17 protein-coding genes, 1 pseudogene and 1 other annotated feature are annotated in these 16,459 nt (G+C 43.6%); of the genes and pseudogenes, 7 read left to right on the top strand and 11 right to left on the bottom strand.

Going from position 1 to position 16,459, the window contains the following annotated elements:
• Positions 1-282 precede the first annotated feature (282 nt).
• From FFM64_RS08770 to FFM64_RS08760, 3 genes are all read right to left on the bottom strand, one after another.
• On the bottom strand, positions 283-576 hold the full coding sequence (locus tag FFM64_RS08770) for a HigA family addiction module antitoxin (protein WP_137607639.1): 294 nt from the start codon (positions 574-576) through the stop codon (positions 283-285).
• Positions 577-596: 20 nt separating this feature from the next.
• Complete coding sequence (locus FFM64_RS08765; RefSeq protein ID WP_137607781.1) at positions 597-884, bottom strand: type II toxin-antitoxin system RelE/ParE family toxin; 288 nt, start codon at positions 882-884, stop codon at positions 597-599.
• 209 nt (positions 885-1,093) lie between these two features.
• Entirely contained in the window at positions 1,094-2,377 is a 1,284-nt protein-coding gene (locus FFM64_RS08760; protein WP_137607638.1) for a NupC/NupG family nucleoside CNT transporter, read from the bottom strand.
• A 533-nt stretch (positions 2,378-2,910) separates the two neighbouring features.
• Between FFM64_RS08760 and FFM64_RS08755 the strand changes: the two genes are divergently transcribed.
• Positions 2,911-3,759: an alpha/beta hydrolase gene (locus FFM64_RS08755; RefSeq protein ID WP_137607637.1), complete on the top strand. Its 849-nt coding sequence runs from the start codon at positions 2,911-2,913 to the stop codon at positions 3,757-3,759.
• Positions 3,760-3,803: 44 nt separating this feature from the next.
• Here FFM64_RS08755 and FFM64_RS08750 read toward each other — a convergent pair whose 3' ends face one another.
• Complete coding sequence (locus tag FFM64_RS08750; protein ID WP_137607636.1) at positions 3,804-4,700, bottom strand: LysR family transcriptional regulator; 897 nt, start codon at positions 4,698-4,700, stop codon at positions 3,804-3,806.
• A gap of 139 nt (positions 4,701-4,839) precedes the next feature.
• Between FFM64_RS08750 and FFM64_RS08745 the strand changes: the two genes are divergently transcribed.
• From FFM64_RS08745 to FFM64_RS08725, 5 genes are all read left to right on the top strand, one after another.
• On the top strand, positions 4,840-6,072 hold the full coding sequence (locus FFM64_RS08745) for an aminotransferase-like domain-containing protein (RefSeq protein WP_137607635.1): 1,233 nt from the start codon (positions 4,840-4,842) through the stop codon (positions 6,070-6,072).
• Positions 6,073-6,369: 297 nt separating this feature from the next.
• Positions 6,370-6,605 (top strand) — a binding site (T-box leader).
• 60 nt (positions 6,606-6,665) lie between these two features.
• Positions 6,666-7,484, top strand: a complete 819-nt coding sequence (locus FFM64_RS08740; RefSeq protein ID WP_137607634.1) for a transporter substrate-binding domain-containing protein — start codon at positions 6,666-6,668, stop codon at positions 7,482-7,484.
• 136 nt (positions 7,485-7,620) lie between these two features.
• Entirely contained in the window at positions 7,621-8,433 is an 813-nt protein-coding gene (locus FFM64_RS08735; RefSeq protein WP_137607633.1) for a transporter substrate-binding domain-containing protein, read from the top strand.
• Between the two features lie 76 nt (positions 8,434-8,509).
• Positions 8,510-9,217: an amino acid ABC transporter permease gene (locus FFM64_RS08730; protein ID WP_137607632.1), complete on the top strand. Its 708-nt coding sequence runs from the start codon at positions 8,510-8,512 to the stop codon at positions 9,215-9,217.
• Positions 9,218-9,228: 11 nt separating this feature from the next.
• Complete coding sequence (locus tag FFM64_RS08725) at positions 9,229-9,990, top strand: amino acid ABC transporter ATP-binding protein (protein WP_137607631.1); 762 nt, start codon at positions 9,229-9,231, stop codon at positions 9,988-9,990.
• A gap of 82 nt (positions 9,991-10,072) precedes the next feature.
• Here FFM64_RS08725 and FFM64_RS08720 read toward each other — a convergent pair whose 3' ends face one another.
• The 5 genes from FFM64_RS08720 to FFM64_RS08700 form a co-directional block, all read right to left on the bottom strand.
• A complete protein-coding gene (locus tag FFM64_RS08720) occupies positions 10,073-11,002 on the bottom strand; it encodes a DUF4097 family beta strand repeat-containing protein (RefSeq protein ID WP_137607630.1) in 930 nt (309 codons plus the stop codon).
• Complete coding sequence (locus FFM64_RS08715; protein WP_137607629.1) at positions 10,986-11,624, bottom strand: DUF1700 domain-containing protein; 639 nt, start codon at positions 11,622-11,624, stop codon at positions 10,986-10,988. The genes FFM64_RS08720 and FFM64_RS08715 overlap by 17 nt, the downstream gene beginning before the upstream one ends.
• Positions 11,621-11,938 carry a PadR family transcriptional regulator gene (locus tag FFM64_RS08710; protein ID WP_137607628.1) on the bottom strand — a complete coding sequence of 106 codons (318 nt, stop codon included), beginning with the start codon at positions 11,936-11,938 and terminating at the stop codon, positions 11,621-11,623. The genes FFM64_RS08715 and FFM64_RS08710 overlap by 4 nt, the downstream gene beginning before the upstream one ends.
• Positions 11,939-12,140: 202 nt before the next feature.
• The gene (locus tag FFM64_RS08705) at positions 12,141-12,914 is read right to left on the bottom strand and encodes an ABC transporter permease (protein ID WP_137607627.1); all 774 of its coding nucleotides are present in this window, start codon (positions 12,912-12,914) and stop codon (positions 12,141-12,143) included.
• A 3-nt stretch (positions 12,915-12,917) separates the two neighbouring features.
• On the bottom strand, positions 12,918-13,820 hold the full coding sequence (locus tag FFM64_RS08700; protein WP_137607626.1) for an ABC transporter ATP-binding protein: 903 nt from the start codon (positions 13,818-13,820) through the stop codon (positions 12,918-12,920).
• A 142-nt stretch (positions 13,821-13,962) separates the two neighbouring features.
• On the opposite strand from FFM64_RS08700, the gene FFM64_RS08695 reads away from it, so the two are divergent.
• Positions 13,963-14,550: a helix-turn-helix domain-containing protein gene (locus tag FFM64_RS08695; RefSeq protein WP_137607625.1), complete on the top strand. Its 588-nt coding sequence runs from the start codon at positions 13,963-13,965 to the stop codon at positions 14,548-14,550.
• Here the strand turns inward: FFM64_RS08695 and FFM64_RS08690 are convergent.
• Positions 14,537-14,869: pseudogene (locus FFM64_RS08690) on the bottom strand (transposase); the annotation flags it as partial. The gene FFM64_RS08695 and the pseudogene FFM64_RS08690 overlap by 14 nt on opposite strands.
• Before the next feature lie 525 nt (positions 14,870-15,394).
• On the bottom strand, positions 15,395-16,447 hold the full coding sequence (locus tag FFM64_RS08685; protein ID WP_379858989.1) for a YdcF family protein: 1,053 nt from the start codon (positions 16,445-16,447) through the stop codon (positions 15,395-15,397).
• Positions 16,448-16,459 lie beyond the last annotated feature (12 nt).

Raw genomic sequence — 16,459 nt, 5'->3', positions numbered from 1 at the left:
ATTTTCAACGAATTTGCGTTGACATCGTCATAAAAGCTATCAGTACTTTAAACATCGTCCTTAACTGCCATTGAATCATGTTAGCCACTTTTGCAAACCATGATGTCTTTTTGCTTTTCACCACTAGCAATCACTCAATCGACTGCCTTTGCTTTGACATCAATGATTGAAATCTGCTGAATTGTTAACTAAATAATCTGCCTGTATAAAGTGAAAAAAAAAGTAACCCTTCCAGAAAGAATTACTTTGCATTCAGATCAAATCGCTCACCTATCATACAAGTTATATGACCTGATAGCGCTGAATTTGGCCGTACTCCTTCCCCTTGCTTTCTTCCGCATTACGAAACTCAATGTCGAGTTGTAGATTTAGAAAATACCGGTCAGATACACCCAAGAAACGTCCCAACCTCACAGATGTATCCACCGTAATCTGACGGCGATCATGCAAAATATCTTGAATTCTAGAAGTTGGAACATTGATACTCTTGGCCAAGGCATATGCTGAAAGATTCAAAGGATCCATAAACTCTTTTTTTAAAATTTCACTAATCCTTGGTGCTGGGATTTTGGACATGTTTTTCACTCCTTAATTTATCAATGATGATAGTCTACAATTTCAACTGCAAAAAATTCATTTCGATTTTGAACAAAAAAACAGATTCTATATTGTGTGTTGATCCTAATGCTATATTGCCCTTGGCGATTGCCCAACAGCTGCTCTAAATGATTTCCAGGTGGTGCCCTCAAATCACTGATATCAAACGCATTATCTAACATAATCAGTTTACGTAAAGCTATTTTTTGAATAGTTTGTGGCAATTTTTTAGAAAATTGTTGATTGAATATCTTTTCCGTTTCACTATCAACGAAGGTTTTTATCATTATTTTCCCTTTCATTATGACTGGCACTCGTGTACATGTCAATCAGTATAATGATTTTAAATATTCTGAGTAGTTAACTTCTATCATTGATGGCGCTTCACAGAAGACTTAATCAATTAGCAGCAACTGGACAAAAATAAGATACGAAAAAACGACCCTCAGCCGTTACAGCCGAAAGATCGTTTCAAAATTTATGATTTAAGTCATGTTTACCAAACAAATAAGCCGACGACCCCAGCTGATAAGAGGGAAACTAAAATCCCAGATAACAGCATATAGCCGACATTCCGTGAAATAACATCGTTCTTTTCACGGTTAACAATCCCTTTGAACGCCCCAATGATCATACCGACCGTTGAGAAGTTGGCGAAGGAAGTTAAGAAGACCGTCAACACGGCTTTAAAGTGAGGCGCAAAGTCATTTACTTTGCTAGTCACTTCACCCATGACAACAAATTCGTTAGTGACTAACTTGGTCCCCATGTATGAGGCCATTTGGAAGGCATCGTGTGGGTTGAAACCAAGCAACCAAGCAAATGGGAACATGATAATCCCAAAGATATTTTCAAGTGATAAGTTAGAATTGATCAAGCCTAAGAGCTTATCAATCAATTTAGCTAAGGCCACAAAGGCAATGACGTTGGCAGCAATGATCAAGATCAACTTACCAGCACCTAAGATTGAATCGCCCAAGAATGAGAAGAATGGTTCGCGAGCTGGTTTAGCAGCTTTAACTTGTGCATCTGCTAAATCTTCTGAGCCACTAGTTTCAGTCGTTTCAGTGGTTTCTTCAACCGCTGCACTACTGCCAACTTTGGCAATCGTATCTTCTTCTGGTGAAACTTCAACGGGGTTCAAGATAGCCGCGATGATCGCCGCGTTTAAGACGTTCATCGGTACCGCCGTCAAAATAAATTGACCAGGCATCATCTGAATATAAGCCCCTAGAATGGAAGCCGTGACACAACTCATCGACATCATCGCGATGGTCAAGTTACGCCGGGCATTCATTTGTTTTAATTGTAATTGTGAAACGGCTAGCGCTTCGGTATTACCTAAAAACATCATTTCAACAACGAAGAATGATTCGAACTTTGGTTGACCGGTAATATAAGCTAAGCCCCGGCCGACCCATTTGATAATCCATGGTAAAACGCCGATATATGTCAAAATATCAAATAATGGCACAATCAATAAAATTGGTAATAATGAACTCGTAACGAAGTCCATTTGTTTAACATTGACCCAGCTGGCTAAAGCGAAGGCAATCCCATCATATGAGACATCAACGAGCCAAGTGAATCCATCGGCAGCAGCCTTAACTGCGTCGACACCGACTTGTGAACCTGTCAAGAACCATGCTAACAAGATTTCTAAGACCAGCATGATACCAACTGAACGCCAATGAATGGCGTGCTTTTGCTTGGAGAATAAGTAGGCGATTGCGATGAACACCACAATCCCAATAATATTAACCACCAAGTTAAAGACCATGTGAATAATCCCTCTTCCCTATAAATGTTGACAATCCAATAAGTGACCAAAAAAAGTTCCTTTATTAATTTACCATTTTCATAACATTTATGATAGGCATTTTTTAAGGAATTCTTAAGTCAATTAATGACTATTTAACGATAAAAAGACGACTTAACGGATTAAAGTTAAGTCGCCAGAAAAACTCAAGCATGAAGTTCTAAAACTTCTGCCCCTGCCAAGGAACCTTATTATACCCTGTTTGGATTCTGAGCGAACTAATTATTTGACCCACCTTGCCAATCAGCGTAAGCTACAAACAATAAATCGAAAGGGGGTGATGCTTTTTGAGTACCAATCGAAATCTTAAAGCATCAGTCTCTGCACTAAAGGGTGCACTGAACTGATTGCATTTAAGGAGACCCAGCCAAATCATTGGCTGGGTCTTTTGCTATCTTAAATCTACTTATCAACGGATAGATGAAAGCCAGTTGCAACTCACAACCATTTAAGCTAAGTTTAGTAACGAACTAATAAGGATGGCGGAAAATTCGATGAAGACAACAACTAAACAAGTTCTCGTAGCCGCGGCTTGGCTACTCACATTATTTGGCGTAATTGGCGGGACACTGCTGTGGCAACGACAGGTTCGTCAACCAAAGCACCCGGTTGCCGCCATCACCGTTGGCTCAACTACCCGGACACCAACCGTCATTTTGTTAGATGCCAAGACCACAGTCGAGCAACGTCATCAATTCGCTGCTGGAATCCAACGCAATAATGGCAATCAATCAATTATTAGTGCTCACATCAGCACCACTGGGCAGGTCAAATTCAGTGGAACCTTTAAAACTTATGACACCCGCCCTTGCCTACAATTACAACTACCGACTAAAACCGCCAGTATTTCGCAACAAGCAAGCTGGCTTAAAATTGCACTAAAACGTGCCCAACAACAATTAAAATTCCGCCAGTTTAATTTAGTCACTTATGGGTCCGGCGGTTTAGTGGCAACAACTTACCTGCAACAAACTAGCAAGGTGCCAGTGCCAACCCACTTAGTCGTGATCGCAACACCCTTTAACGGCACCAGCCTCAAACAAAATTCCAATCAACCGACAGCGGTTAATCCCAATAATCAAACAACTGGTTTGAAAGAACTAATTGCCAAACAAGCCGCCATCAGTCCTAAAATCCGGGTTTTACTCATTGCTGGAAAAACAAAAGGCGACATCAACGGTGACGGCGTCATTCCAGTACAAAGTGCTTTAGCCGGACAGGCAATTTACCGGCCAATCGTCAAGCACTACGAACAGCACATTATCCACAGCTGGTATGCTAGTCATACTAGCTTATATAGTAGCTGGAAATTAGCTAATTATATTCAAGAATTCATCAACTAAACGTAAACGCTCTGAGCAATCCGTAAATTGGTCAGAGCGTTTTATTATTTCCAGAGCATCTGCTCCGCGTATTCATCAGTCAAAAACTGCTTGATGGCACGTATCATCATGACTGTCGACGGCGCAGTGGCCTGAGTTTTATTCGCCACCAACGCAATTTCACGGTTATAGGGTTCTGCAAAGGGATACGTATTAACGTCCCCAGTTAACTTCTTCAAAGCCAGTTGTGGTAAAATTCCCATCCCTAAACCAGACTCAACCATTGAAATAATCGATTGGTCATCAATTGAGAATCGTAAGAAGTTATTCGTGACATGGTAATGATCCAGCGCCAACTTTGTATCACGATCATAGTCACTCTGTTGGAGAATAAAGTTCTGGTCGGCCACATCATCCGTCGTCATGTATTTCCCATTTTCCGGCACAAAGCCAGCCGGCGTCACACAATAAATCGGATCATTGACGAGCGCATGAACTAACAAATTATCATTGACTGGCATGGACGTGAAACCAATATCGATTGTCCCAATCTTGGCCCATTTCGTAATTTCATTGAAATCCCCCTGCACGACCGAGATTTCAATATCTGGATAAGCGTGATTAAAACGTCGAATAATCCGTGGCAGCCAGTTGATACAGACGCTACTAAAGCCGCCAATCCGCACCGAGCCAGAATGTAAGCCTTGAATATTGTCCGCAACTTGTCGTAAGTTACTCTCAGTATTCAAGATTTCTTGCACGTATGGCAACACTTGCCGCCCATCACTGGTAAGTTCAACACCCGAACGGTTCCGGATGAACAACGGAAAACCAAGTTCTTTTTCCAACTGATTAACCGAATGGCTGACGGCACTCGGAGTCACATTCAGAGTCGCAGCCGCTTGGTAAAAGGTTTTCTGGGCCACCACCGTGGCAAAAACTTCATAGGAAAAATTAGCCATCGTTTATTTTGCTCCTTAGATGAATGAATTTCATTTATAATTGAAAAAGTTGAGCTTTACTAAATCTCTCACCCATTTTATCATACTAACAATCAATAAAATAATAATGAATTAGAAAAATTTAAGTGGGGGAATCATCATGAAAAATCTATTTGCGAACCGCGTATTAAACAACGAGTCTTCTGATCTTGACGATATTTTCAAAAATAGTGCCAACCCAGCCAACATCTCTTTTGCTGGTGGCTTTCCAGATGCAACTTTATTCCCAGAAAACGACTTAAAACAAGCTTATCAAACCGCCATTGACACGACTGGTCCAGCCATTTTTCAATATCAGTCCACGCAAGGCTTACCAGCGCTACGTCAAAAGTTGGCACAACGGATGGCCAGTCACGCCAGCGTGATGACCACCGCTGACAATGTGATGTTAACGCAAGGCGGCCAACAAGCCATCGACTTAGTGGCAAAACTACTATTGAATCGGGGGGATTCAATGGTCGTTGAAGGCCCAACTTATATGGGCGCGTTAGCTGCATTTGACACATACGAGCCAACTTATTACGAAGTACCCGTTGATAATCATGGCATGAATATTCATCAACTTCGGCAAACGCTACAAGCTCATCCTGAAATCAAATTAATCTACACTATTCCTGATTTTCATAACCCTACTGGAACCACGCTGTCAGCTAAACGTCGGCAAGCAATGGTCGCATTAGCCAACCAATATGACGTCATGATTTTGGAAGACAGCCCTTACCGTGATCTCCGTTATAGCGGTAAGTCCGTTCCTGCAATCAAACACTATGATACTGAAGGTCGCGTAATCTTTATTTCAAGTTTTTCAAAGATTTTGTCGCCCGCTTTGCGGACCGGTTGGATTGTCGCCGATGACGAAGTAATGCATGCCTTAATTAACTTAAAATCGGCAATTGACGTGCAATCGCCCAACATTACCTTAGCCGCCATCAATGCTTATCTAGAGACCCATGACATTGATGACCATGTTGCGACCATCAACCAAGCTTATCGGATCAAACGCGATGCGATGTTGAAAGCTCTCGACCGCTATATGCCAACTAACGTGCAGTATACTCGCCCAGCTGGTGGTTTCTTCATCTGGGTCACTTTACCAACTGATATCGATGCTACAAAGCTTTTAAACGACGTGGTCTTACCACAAGCACACGTGGCATACGTCCCGGCAGCTTGTCAATTTGCCAGTCGCCAGGTTGAAAATGCCTTCCGCTTAAACTTCACCAGTTTGACACCTGAAACCATTACAACTGGTATCAAGCGTTTAGGCGAGCTACTACAAAAGAGTACCGCCGTTGTGCCAGCGCCTAATTTAATCCCAGCTAACCAATTCTAAATTGCAGACGAGAGTGGGACAAAAGGCGGTTTGCTACCGAGCATAGCCTAGAAAGTCGAATGATTGGCATTTTCAATCGTTTGACTTTCGTAGCTAAGCGGAGGTCGCAGCCTTTTGTTCCACGTTTCGGCTATAAATATTAGGAATAACAAAATGAGCCTGGGGTTTTGACCAGACTCTTTTGTTCCCACGTCAATAAAATTAATTGAAAATGATAAAAATAACAATATAATTAGTGAATTATGATAAATTGATTTGACAATCACATTTTACCGCGCTAAACTAGCTCTAAATAAACGAAACGTCCGGATGAGATGAGTAAGTTACGTTTTCTGCTAAGAGAGTTGCCAGTACGGGTGCAAGGCAATCTGAAAACAAAACTGAAGATGGTCTCTAAATGGTTACGGCGAACATCAGGCAAACCGTAAACGCTCAGTACCCGTTACCGTACTCGAGTTAACTTAACTCATGGAGCTGGATTATGTGAATAATTCAGAAACAAAGGTGGTACCGCGATTGCATTCGTCCTTTTTACTAAAGGATAAATGCAATTTTTTTGTTGGCAAAAATTTAGACATAGGAGTGAATTGGATATGAAAAAATGGGTAAAACAATTAGGAGTCGTCTTTTTAGGCATCGCACTGGCAGTCAGTTTATCCGCGTGTGGCAAGTCTTCAAGTAAAACTAGTAGCGCTTCAAGTGCTGCGAGCTCAAACTTAGGGCTACAAAAATCAGGGACGTTAACGATTGGCCTCGAAGGAACTTTTAAACCTTACAGTTATCGTGAAAATGGTAAATTAACCGGATTTGAAGTCGACCTCGGCAAGGCTGTCGCTAAGAAATTGGGTGTCAAAGCTAAATTCGTCCCCACAAAGTTTGATTCTTTGATTGCTGGCTTGGACGTCAACAAATATGACGTTGTGATTAACGACATTGCCGAAACCCCGGCGCGAGAAAACAAGTACTTATTCTCAACCCCTTACATTTATTCGAAATCACAATTGGCTGTTAAGAAGTCATCAGATATTAAAAAGATTACCGAAATCAAGGGCACGAAGATCGCCCAAACGACGACTAGTAACAATGCCGCCGATGCCAAACGTTTAGGCGCGACAGTCACCCCAACCGATGGCTTCCAACAATCCATTGATCTCGTTTCTCAAGGCCGAGTCGCTGGGACCATTAATTCTCGTGAAGCATTCTATGCTTACTTCAAACAAAATAAGCACAGCGATATTCGTTTAATTGATGCCGGTAGTTCAATTGACACGTCCAAGATTGGCGCCATCTTTACGAAAAAGCATGCTAAATTACAAAAACAAGTTTCAAAAGCCATTCAAGAACTTCGGCAAGACGGCACTTTAACAAAACTTTCTAAGAAGTACTTCGGTGGCGATGTCACTAAAAAGTAACGTATAACCCCTTTTTAACTACCATGAATCAGTGACCTTCGTTATAATAAAAACACGGTACTTATTTTTTGTCAGTTGTTTCACTTTCAACTATGATGAAATAGTGTCAAAAAAATTAGGGAGTGTTTTAAAAACGATGAAACGATTCATTAAAAAGTTCGGTCTCGCTGTTTTCGGGGTTGCTTTAGCAGTCACTTTGACCGCTTGTGGTAACAACAGCTCGAGTAAGTCCAGCGCCGCGGGGTCAGATTTAGGGTTGCAACAGTCGGGAACGTTAACAGTCGGCCTAGAAGGGACTTTCAAGCCATACAGCTATCGGAAAGATGGCAAGTTGACTGGCTTCGAAGTTGAACTAGCACGTGACGTCGCCAAAAAGATGGGTGTCAAGGTTAAGTTCGTGCCAACAAAATTCAATTCATTGGTCGCTGGTCTGGATACTAACAAATTCGACGTTGTCATTAACAACATGGCCGAAAATAAAGAACGGAAACAGAAGTATCTCTTCTCAACACCGTACATTTATTCCAAATCGAAGCTAGCCGTAAAAAAGAACAACAAATCGATCAAGACGATTACCGATATCAAGGGTAAAAAAGTCGCTGAAACGACGACGAGTAATAACGCGGCCGATGCTAAACGATTGGGCGCAACGATTACTCCCGTTGACGGTTTCCAACAATCGATTGACCTCGTTTCCCAAGGTCGGGTTGATGGGACCATCAACTCTGGTGAATCCTTCTACTCTTACCTGAAGCAAAAGCCTGACGCCAATATTCGGTTAATCGATGCTGGCGATTCAATCGCTTCACAAAAGATCGGCGCGATCTTTACCAAGAAACATTCAAAATTACAAAAGCAAGTTTCTAAGGCTATTCAAGAATTACGCCAAGACGGCACTTTAACCAAGTTATCTAAGAAATACTTTGGTGCGGATGTCACTAACAAATAATTTACATCTTGAGTCACCAGTAAACTGGTGACTCAACTACATAGGTCAATAATTTTAGTTTCACAGGAGGATCTTCATGGCAGCCATTTGGCACATTATCGTGACCGCGACCCCACAAATTGTGGCGGCCGGGCTCAAATATACAATTCCAATTGCAATTATTTCATTTATCATCGGCTTAATCTTAGCTGTTCTAACGGCGCTCACTAAGTTATCCCCACGGCGTGGTTGGTTCTCAATCGTAAAAGCGATCGCCTATTTTTACGTCTGGCTGTTCCGCAGTACCCCGTTGTTGGTCCAATTATTTATCGTTTATTTTGGCTTACCCTACCTCAAGGTTAAAGGCATCTGGCCCAACGGGATTCAACTCGATCCTTGGACTGCTGGGATTGCGACCTTCTCGTTAAATACCGGTGCCTACTGTGCCGAAACTATTCGAGCATCGATCCTATCAATTCCAGAAGGCCAATGGGAAGCAGCCTATTCCATTGGAATGACCAAACCACAAGTCTTACGACGGATCATCTTGCCTCAAGCAGCGCGGGTTTCGTTACCACCACTGTCAAACAGCTTCATTAGCTTAGTCAAAGATACTTCCCTGGCCGCTTCAATTACCATCATTGAAATGTTTGAAGTCAGCCAGCAAATTGCCGCTGAAAACTATCAGCCACTGGTAATGTACTCGTTGGTCGCCGCATTGTATGCTGTCTTATGCTCGATTCTAAGTTGGTTACAAGGCTACCTCGAAAAACGCACTTCGCGTTACATCAGCCCAATTAATTAGGAGGCGCCACTTTGATAAAATTTGAACACGTCAATAAAACGTTTGGTGACCATCCAGCCTTGATTGACATTAATACTGAATTTAAAGAACACCAAACGACCGTCATTGTTGGACCTTCTGGTTCCGGAAAATCAACGCTCTTACGTTCATTAAACTTGTTAGAACGTCCTGAAAATGGGCAATATCATTTTAACGATTTGACGATTGATTTTGCCAAACCCTTATCCAATAAAACCATCTTAACGTTGCGGCGTAAGACCGGGATGGTTTTTCAAGGCTACAATCTCTTCCCACATCTAACCGTTGTCAAAAATGTGATGGAAGGCCCAATCCAAGTCTTGAAGCAATCCACTGCGGACGCTAAAAAGAACGCTCTCAACTTACTTGATAAAGTCGGCTTAGCGGATAAAGCAGATGCTTATCCAAGTCAACTTTCAGGTGGACAACAACAACGAGTCGCGATTGCACGGTCACTTGCGATGAATCCCGAATATATCCTACTTGATGAACCAACCAGTGCCCTCGATCCTGAGCTTGAAGCCGGGGTCCTGCGCGTCCTATTGGAACTCGCACAAGAAAAAGATTCGATGATCATCGTGACGCATAATTTGGAATTTGCGCGTGCGGTCGCCGATAAAATCTTATTCGTGGAAAACGGCAAGATTTTATTCGATGGTACCCCCGCTGAATTCTTCAAGCAACCGACTCAACGAATTGCGGATTTCTTAGCCGCCATGACATTTACAGCAATTTCTGATAAAGCCAATCAATAACATTTTAAAAATCAGCTAAAAAGGTCATCAAATTCGAAAATTTGATGACCTTTTTTGAAAAATTAATTTAAGTGAAACCGCCCTATGACACTGCTTGGACTGTAATATCACCATCCGTGGTTGATAATTGATATTGCTGTTTAGCTTGTGGTTGAACTTGATAACTTTTAGCGTCGTCCTGATGCCAGTCAAAAACATGCAAGGTTCCGTCCGTTGTACTGGCGTTAATGCCGGCAGCTTTGTCAGCCGTAACATGAATATCACCATCTGTCGTCTTAACCACTAGTTGTTCGGCCAACTGATTATTAAGTAGAGACACATCGCTGTCACTCGTCGTTAGCTGGCCACCTTTTAAACTCGTTTGGCGCAATGTCACTTCATCGTTGCTGGTGACTGAAGAGGTGGCTTGGTCAAAGTGACTCCGGTCAACGTGCACCTCACCATCACTATTCAGCGCCAAGCTGGGCGCGGTAACCTTAGTCAACGTCGCGTCAGAAGCACTAATGTCTGTCAAGGGTTGTTCAATCGCAACCGCAGTCAAATTCAGGTCACCACGCATTTTTAGCGCTAGCTGCTTAATCGTTAGATTGTTAATACTAACGTCGCCGACTTGACCCTGTTCAGCGGTAATCTTGTCCAACTTAGTCCCCTTGGCAACAGTGATCACCGTGGTATCTTGGATAGACTTAGTTAACTGAAAATTAAAGGTCGCATAGTTGCCAGCAGCCGATTTAACGGTCAAATGGCCTGCATCATCTTCAACCGTGGGCTTTTGCATATTACTAACTACTTTCACGCTGTTCTTTGCGCCCGAGCGAATCACCACATCCGAGCCAGTCTTGAGTGTAATCGACTTGAGCTGGCTTGGTTGATACGTTTGTACATAGCGATGCTGAATATGGAAGCCGTTACGCCAATAAACCGTTTGAATCCCATTATTTGCGATACCGAAAATTGCCAAAATAATTCCTAAAATTAACAACAAAAAACCAATTTTAACGGTTTTCTTCATGATGGCGGCCTCCTCTCTCTGCACGATTACGTTTCACAAACCGATGGTATAAGCGTTGAACCACGGTGGAAACACCCTGAATAATGAGTCCAACAAACCAGACAACCAACGGTAAAAATAATAATTCGATCCCAATGATTGCTAGGCCACTTCCAATATAAAACAGTGAGACCCATATTGATTGCGTAAAGACACCGATCCCCGCAGTAACTGCGGATAACGCCAACATTGTCACTGCGGCAACCAACGCAACGACTGTTACCGCAATAGCAAACACTACTGCAGCGACCGCCACCAACACCGCAAAAATCACGATTAATGCCGGAATCGTAATTGGCGTCGACAGTAGCGCTAAGACTACCAGCCAAATGGCACGTACCCCCGCGCGTGATTTCTGCCGTTTCGTCGTTTCTGCTGTTAAATTCTCGTTAAAACGAATTGAATAATCCGCTAAAACTTTGCGTGCCAATTGCTTAGGTGTCCCCAGTTCCGCCACGCAATCATCATAATCTTGAATCCCCGCATCCAATAAGTATTCCCGATAAAAATTGATGACTTCATCGCGTTCGTCAACTGCTAACTGGATTAGTAACGCCGCAAATTGGTCTAAATAGGCTGTCATGATGTGGCCTCCCCCTTTAATAATTGATTGATTGCTTGAGAATACTGCTCCCAGTCTCCCTGAATTAGGGTTAATTGTGCTTGTCCTGCCGCAGTTAATTGGTAATATCGGCGATTACGCCCTTGAAAAGGCTGGTCATACGTTGTGACCCAATCATTCTTCTTTAATCGCCGTAAAACGGGATATAACGTTGATTCTGAAACCGGGACAGATGCCTGCAGCCGCTGTGTCAGTGAATAGCCATAAAAGTCTTCAGTGCTCAGCAGTGCTAGAACACAACCATCAAGCAGTTCTGAACTGATTTGAATTGCCATCATTATTCCCCCTGTTATATTATACGTCGTATAGTATTGCTCGATTAATAGTATATTAGTACTTGTTATTTAGGTCAATAATAATTTTTATATTTCGGTCAAAAAAATGAGTTTAGGACAAAAATCATCATATCGCGAATTTGCCGCCAATCATAGACGGTCAGTTATTAGGTGCTTACTTTCCGGCCAGCCCCCCCTCAACTTAAATCCGCCGTCGCGAAAAGATCATCGCCCCCACCCCAACAAAGAACAACGCCCACACAAGGCTTCCGACACTTAACTGCTGAATCGTCAAATGAGTCACGTTCTGCTGATAACTGGGATTGGCATACTCCTCCTGTAGAAAGAACATGTTAAACGGATTCCATTTCATCAGGGGCAACAACGGCTTAAAAGACTGCAATAACAAACTGGATACCCCTTCTCCCATGAAACAGGCTCCTATCCCAATAGCAATTGCCGCCGCACTATTACGACTACAGCTTGCCAACAAGAAGACCAGCCCAATAATCATGACGCCACCATACATGTCCAGCAGCGCATTAGTTACTAGATTAGCCAATAGCGATTGGTGATAGAGGTAAATGTACTGCCAGTGAAGGCCCCGACCAACACTAGTCTTGAGCAATAGTGTCACGAGAATAGCTACCCCATGAAGTAACACGCTATAGCCGAGAACTAATACATATTTCCCCACGAAGATCGTCCAGCGATGATTCACCTGCGTCGCCAACTGCTTGATCGTCCCGTATTCGAATTCCATGGTCACACAGCTGGCACCAATCACAATGATGAGTATCGTCAACCATTGAAATCCACCATACGCCGACGAAATATAAAATTTCTGATCACTGGTCGCTGCCCCATGGGTCGTCATTGCCAGTCCCGCCATTAAGAGGACCAAGATGGCGGGGGTGAGCCACGCCAATTGCTGATGTCTGAATTTAAAAATCTCCTGCTGCAATACTTGTCCCATGACCTATACCTTCCTCTCCGTTAATAAGCGTAACAAGACCGTCTCTAGATCTTCCTGATACTGATTTATCTTTAAAATTTGGATGTGCGCGTCAAGCAGGGTGCGCAGTAAGGGCGTCAGCGCAACTGGCTTCGTCACGATCAAATTTCTCACCCGCTGTGTCACCGGATAATCGGCCTGTAAAAGCACTCGCAATGCCCAGGCATTCTCCGTCGTCTGCACTACTAAGGATTGCCGCGCCGATTCCCGCAACTGAGTCATTGTCCGTTGTAGCAGCACTTCTCCTTGGTCAATTAGGATCACCGTATCAACGATCTTTTCCAGCTCGCTCAAAATATGACTGGAGATTAAAAAGGTGGTCCCTTTCCCTGCCATTTGAACAATTAAATGACGTAGTCGCTTAACCGATTGCGGGTCCAACCCATTCATCGGTTCGTCCAATATGACTAACCGTGGTCGATTCACCAATGCCATGGCGATCCCCAGCTTTTGTTTCATACCTAGTGAATACCGTTTGGCCGCCCGGTGGATATAAGCATCCATTTGGAGAACCTGCACCACCCACGTTATTTGTTTCTCAGAAGTCGTCATCAATTGCAACTGTTGCCAGCCGCTCAGAAAGGGATAAATCGCCGGGCGTTCGATGAGCGCACCTACCTGTTGGGTCACAACTGAATGGGTATTGACCGAAACGGGTTGTCCCAAAATCCGAACGTTTCCCGCATCCGTTGGTAACAATCCCAGTAAGGCCTTCATAACGGTCGTCTTGCCCGCACCGTTGGGACCGACTAATCCGACGATTTTGCCGGCTGAAAATTCAAAGTTCACATCACGTAAGACGATTCGGTGACCAAAGGTTTGCCGTAACCCGACTACCCGAACCATTTTCTCTTGTACTCGTTGCACTAGACATCGTCTCCTCTATTCCCTTTCAGCGTACCCGTTCAACCCGCCAGATGATACGGATGCTAGCGAAAATAGCTTGCTATTTCCCGCAGATTCCCTATGCTAGAGTTAATAGCAATTATCAAGGAAGTGAGGGGCCCCCATGGCATCGACAGAACTAGGCGCGCGTTTGAAAAAGTTCCGCCAAACGCAACAGCTGACCCAAACGGCGCTGGCGAATCAACTCCACGTCTCGCGCCAAACCATTTCCAGCTGGGAGACTGGCCGGAATCAACCAGACATCGCCACCATTACCCAATTAGCCACGCTATATGCCGTCCCAGTAGATGAGCTCTTACAGGACACAGCAGCCGTACCCGTAGCAAAACCAGTTGCCCACCCAGGCCCCAACCTATTAGTGGTTCTGTTCGGAGTTCTCCTAGTGGAACGTATCACTCAAATATCAACTTTCCCAGGTTTCTACTGGATAGACTTTCTCATCCTCTTACTAATTGGTCTTATGATCAATTTGGGTATTGGCCGTCGCCACCCGAACGTTTGGACAAATCGAGTCCATTGGATTGGCCTGACGGTGTTTGCCGTGCTCAGTCTCGTTAGCGGGAGTATTAATGCCTTCAACATGGGTTTTGGCCTAATGACGACCTGCCAATTCAGTGGCCTAGTGGTTGTTATCGCGCTGGTCAGAAAGTACTGGAAGGAATCGCATAATATACTTGGAAATCATCAGTAAGTTTTTGATAATTGGTTTCACTTCCATAACCAGCGTCAGCAACTATCCAGTGGACGGCATTAGGTGTTTGTTTAAAGATATGAGTTACAAATGGAATCAAGGTCCGGGTATCTGTCGGCCGTTGATACAGTTCATAATAAAGCGCAAATTGATTTTGACTGGCGACCTGTAAGTTATAACCTGGTTTTAATTGTCCATTCCGCATCGGATCTTCTTTCATACGCATAAAAGTGGCGTCCAAGTCAGTCGTTGAGAAACTATTGCGGCCACCGAAAGTTGCTTTATCGAACTCATATATTTGTTTGCGCGGCAAATAATCAGTCGTTAATAGGTTTAAAAAAAGTAGTTCTGAGAAATCAAATGATTTCTCAGAACTACTTTTTTGATGCGAACTGGGAATTTTGTCCCAGACTCCCTAAAAATCATGAGTTTGTTTTACTACAGGTCGAAAGTGCTACAACTGTAGTAGTGCCAATAACCATTACGTCTAAAGTAACCCCCACCAACATTCAGCGCTCCGTCAGTCGGAATCATTGATTAGTCCTTAATTGCTCCAAACAGCTGATTAGCTAGAGGTTGTTGCTGATTGCATCGGACGTGCAAGTGGCGTTTGACCGGCATTTCTTGCCGGCCTTACGCCACGGACGGTCCGGGAGATTTGCGTTTTTTGCAAAGCTTCCGGGCGAGGTTCAAGACGTTTCTGAGGCTTGAACCGGTCCCACGTCCGCATGCTATCAGCAACAACTGGAAGCAGCAAATAATCGCCAAGTTTTCATTGCCTGATTATTGACGCAACATTGCAGGACACAACTTGCAACCGGTAGTTGCTTTAATTCAAACTTACTTAAAGTTGCCCGTTATACCAATCCAACCAAATCATGGCCAAGGATAAAATTAACATGCCAACAGTTGCAGCGGCGTGCCACCACTTATGACGTGCAAAAATCGCAATGTATTCACGGATAATCGCATCTGGTAAGAAGAACCGTGCCGTGCGCGCCCCAATGCCATCCGCTTTTAATCCGGCTTGTTTGGCAAACATCCCAGCCCGAAAAGTGTGATAATTATTTGTTACAAAAATCGTGTGTGGCACTTTAACTGAGCCTTGATCAATCAGCTCTTTGCTAAATCGCATATTCTCTAAAGTTGTCGTCGATTGTGTTTCAGCCCAGCCAGCTTCGGCGGGTAGGCCTCGAGCAACGGCATAGTCCAGCATTGCTTGCCCTTCCGGTACCGTTTCATCACTACCCTGACCGCCAGAAAAGATCATCACGGCCGGATGCTTGGTCCGCCGTTGTTGCTTCTGATAAAATTTCAGACCACACATAATCCGTTGTGCCAATAATGGTGAGACCTCATCGCCATTTAACAAACCAGCACCCAGGATAATGATGTAATCCTGCCGTAACCGTGGGTGATTAAACTGATAGATGACCAACATAGTCAAATAATTGTAGAACCAAAAAGCCACATAAAAAATTACTAAATTTGGAAAGATCGTCATAAACATATTCACGGTCGGTGGCACCCGATTACCAATAGCACTGCCCACAAATGGCAAGATCAAAATCGCTAAACCTAGAATCAACGTCAACATATTCGGCAACGTATGACTTTCATGCCGCCACATAATCCAAGCATTCCACAATAATAAGAATGCTTGGAGGAAGAACAGCACCCCTAATAGGAGAATAAATCCAATAAAAATTGCACCACAAACAATGATTAACGGGTGATTGTTCGTCCCTAAAATGGTAATCGCCAGCATCGTTAAAAATGAATAGAAAAATAGCGAAAACCACAGGCCGTTACTCAGACGAACTTTATCACGCCAATACCGCCAGCTAAAAATCACCCCAAAGCTCGCCGGTACCAACCAAAACCAATAAACATACATTGGCACCGGCAA

Source organism: Lactiplantibacillus daoliensis, assembly GCF_005405005.1.
In the GTDB taxonomy this organism is placed as follows: Bacteria; Bacillota; Bacilli; order Lactobacillales; family Lactobacillaceae; genus Lactiplantibacillus; species Lactiplantibacillus daoliensis.
This window is presented reverse-complemented; position numbering and strand designations above follow the sequence as displayed.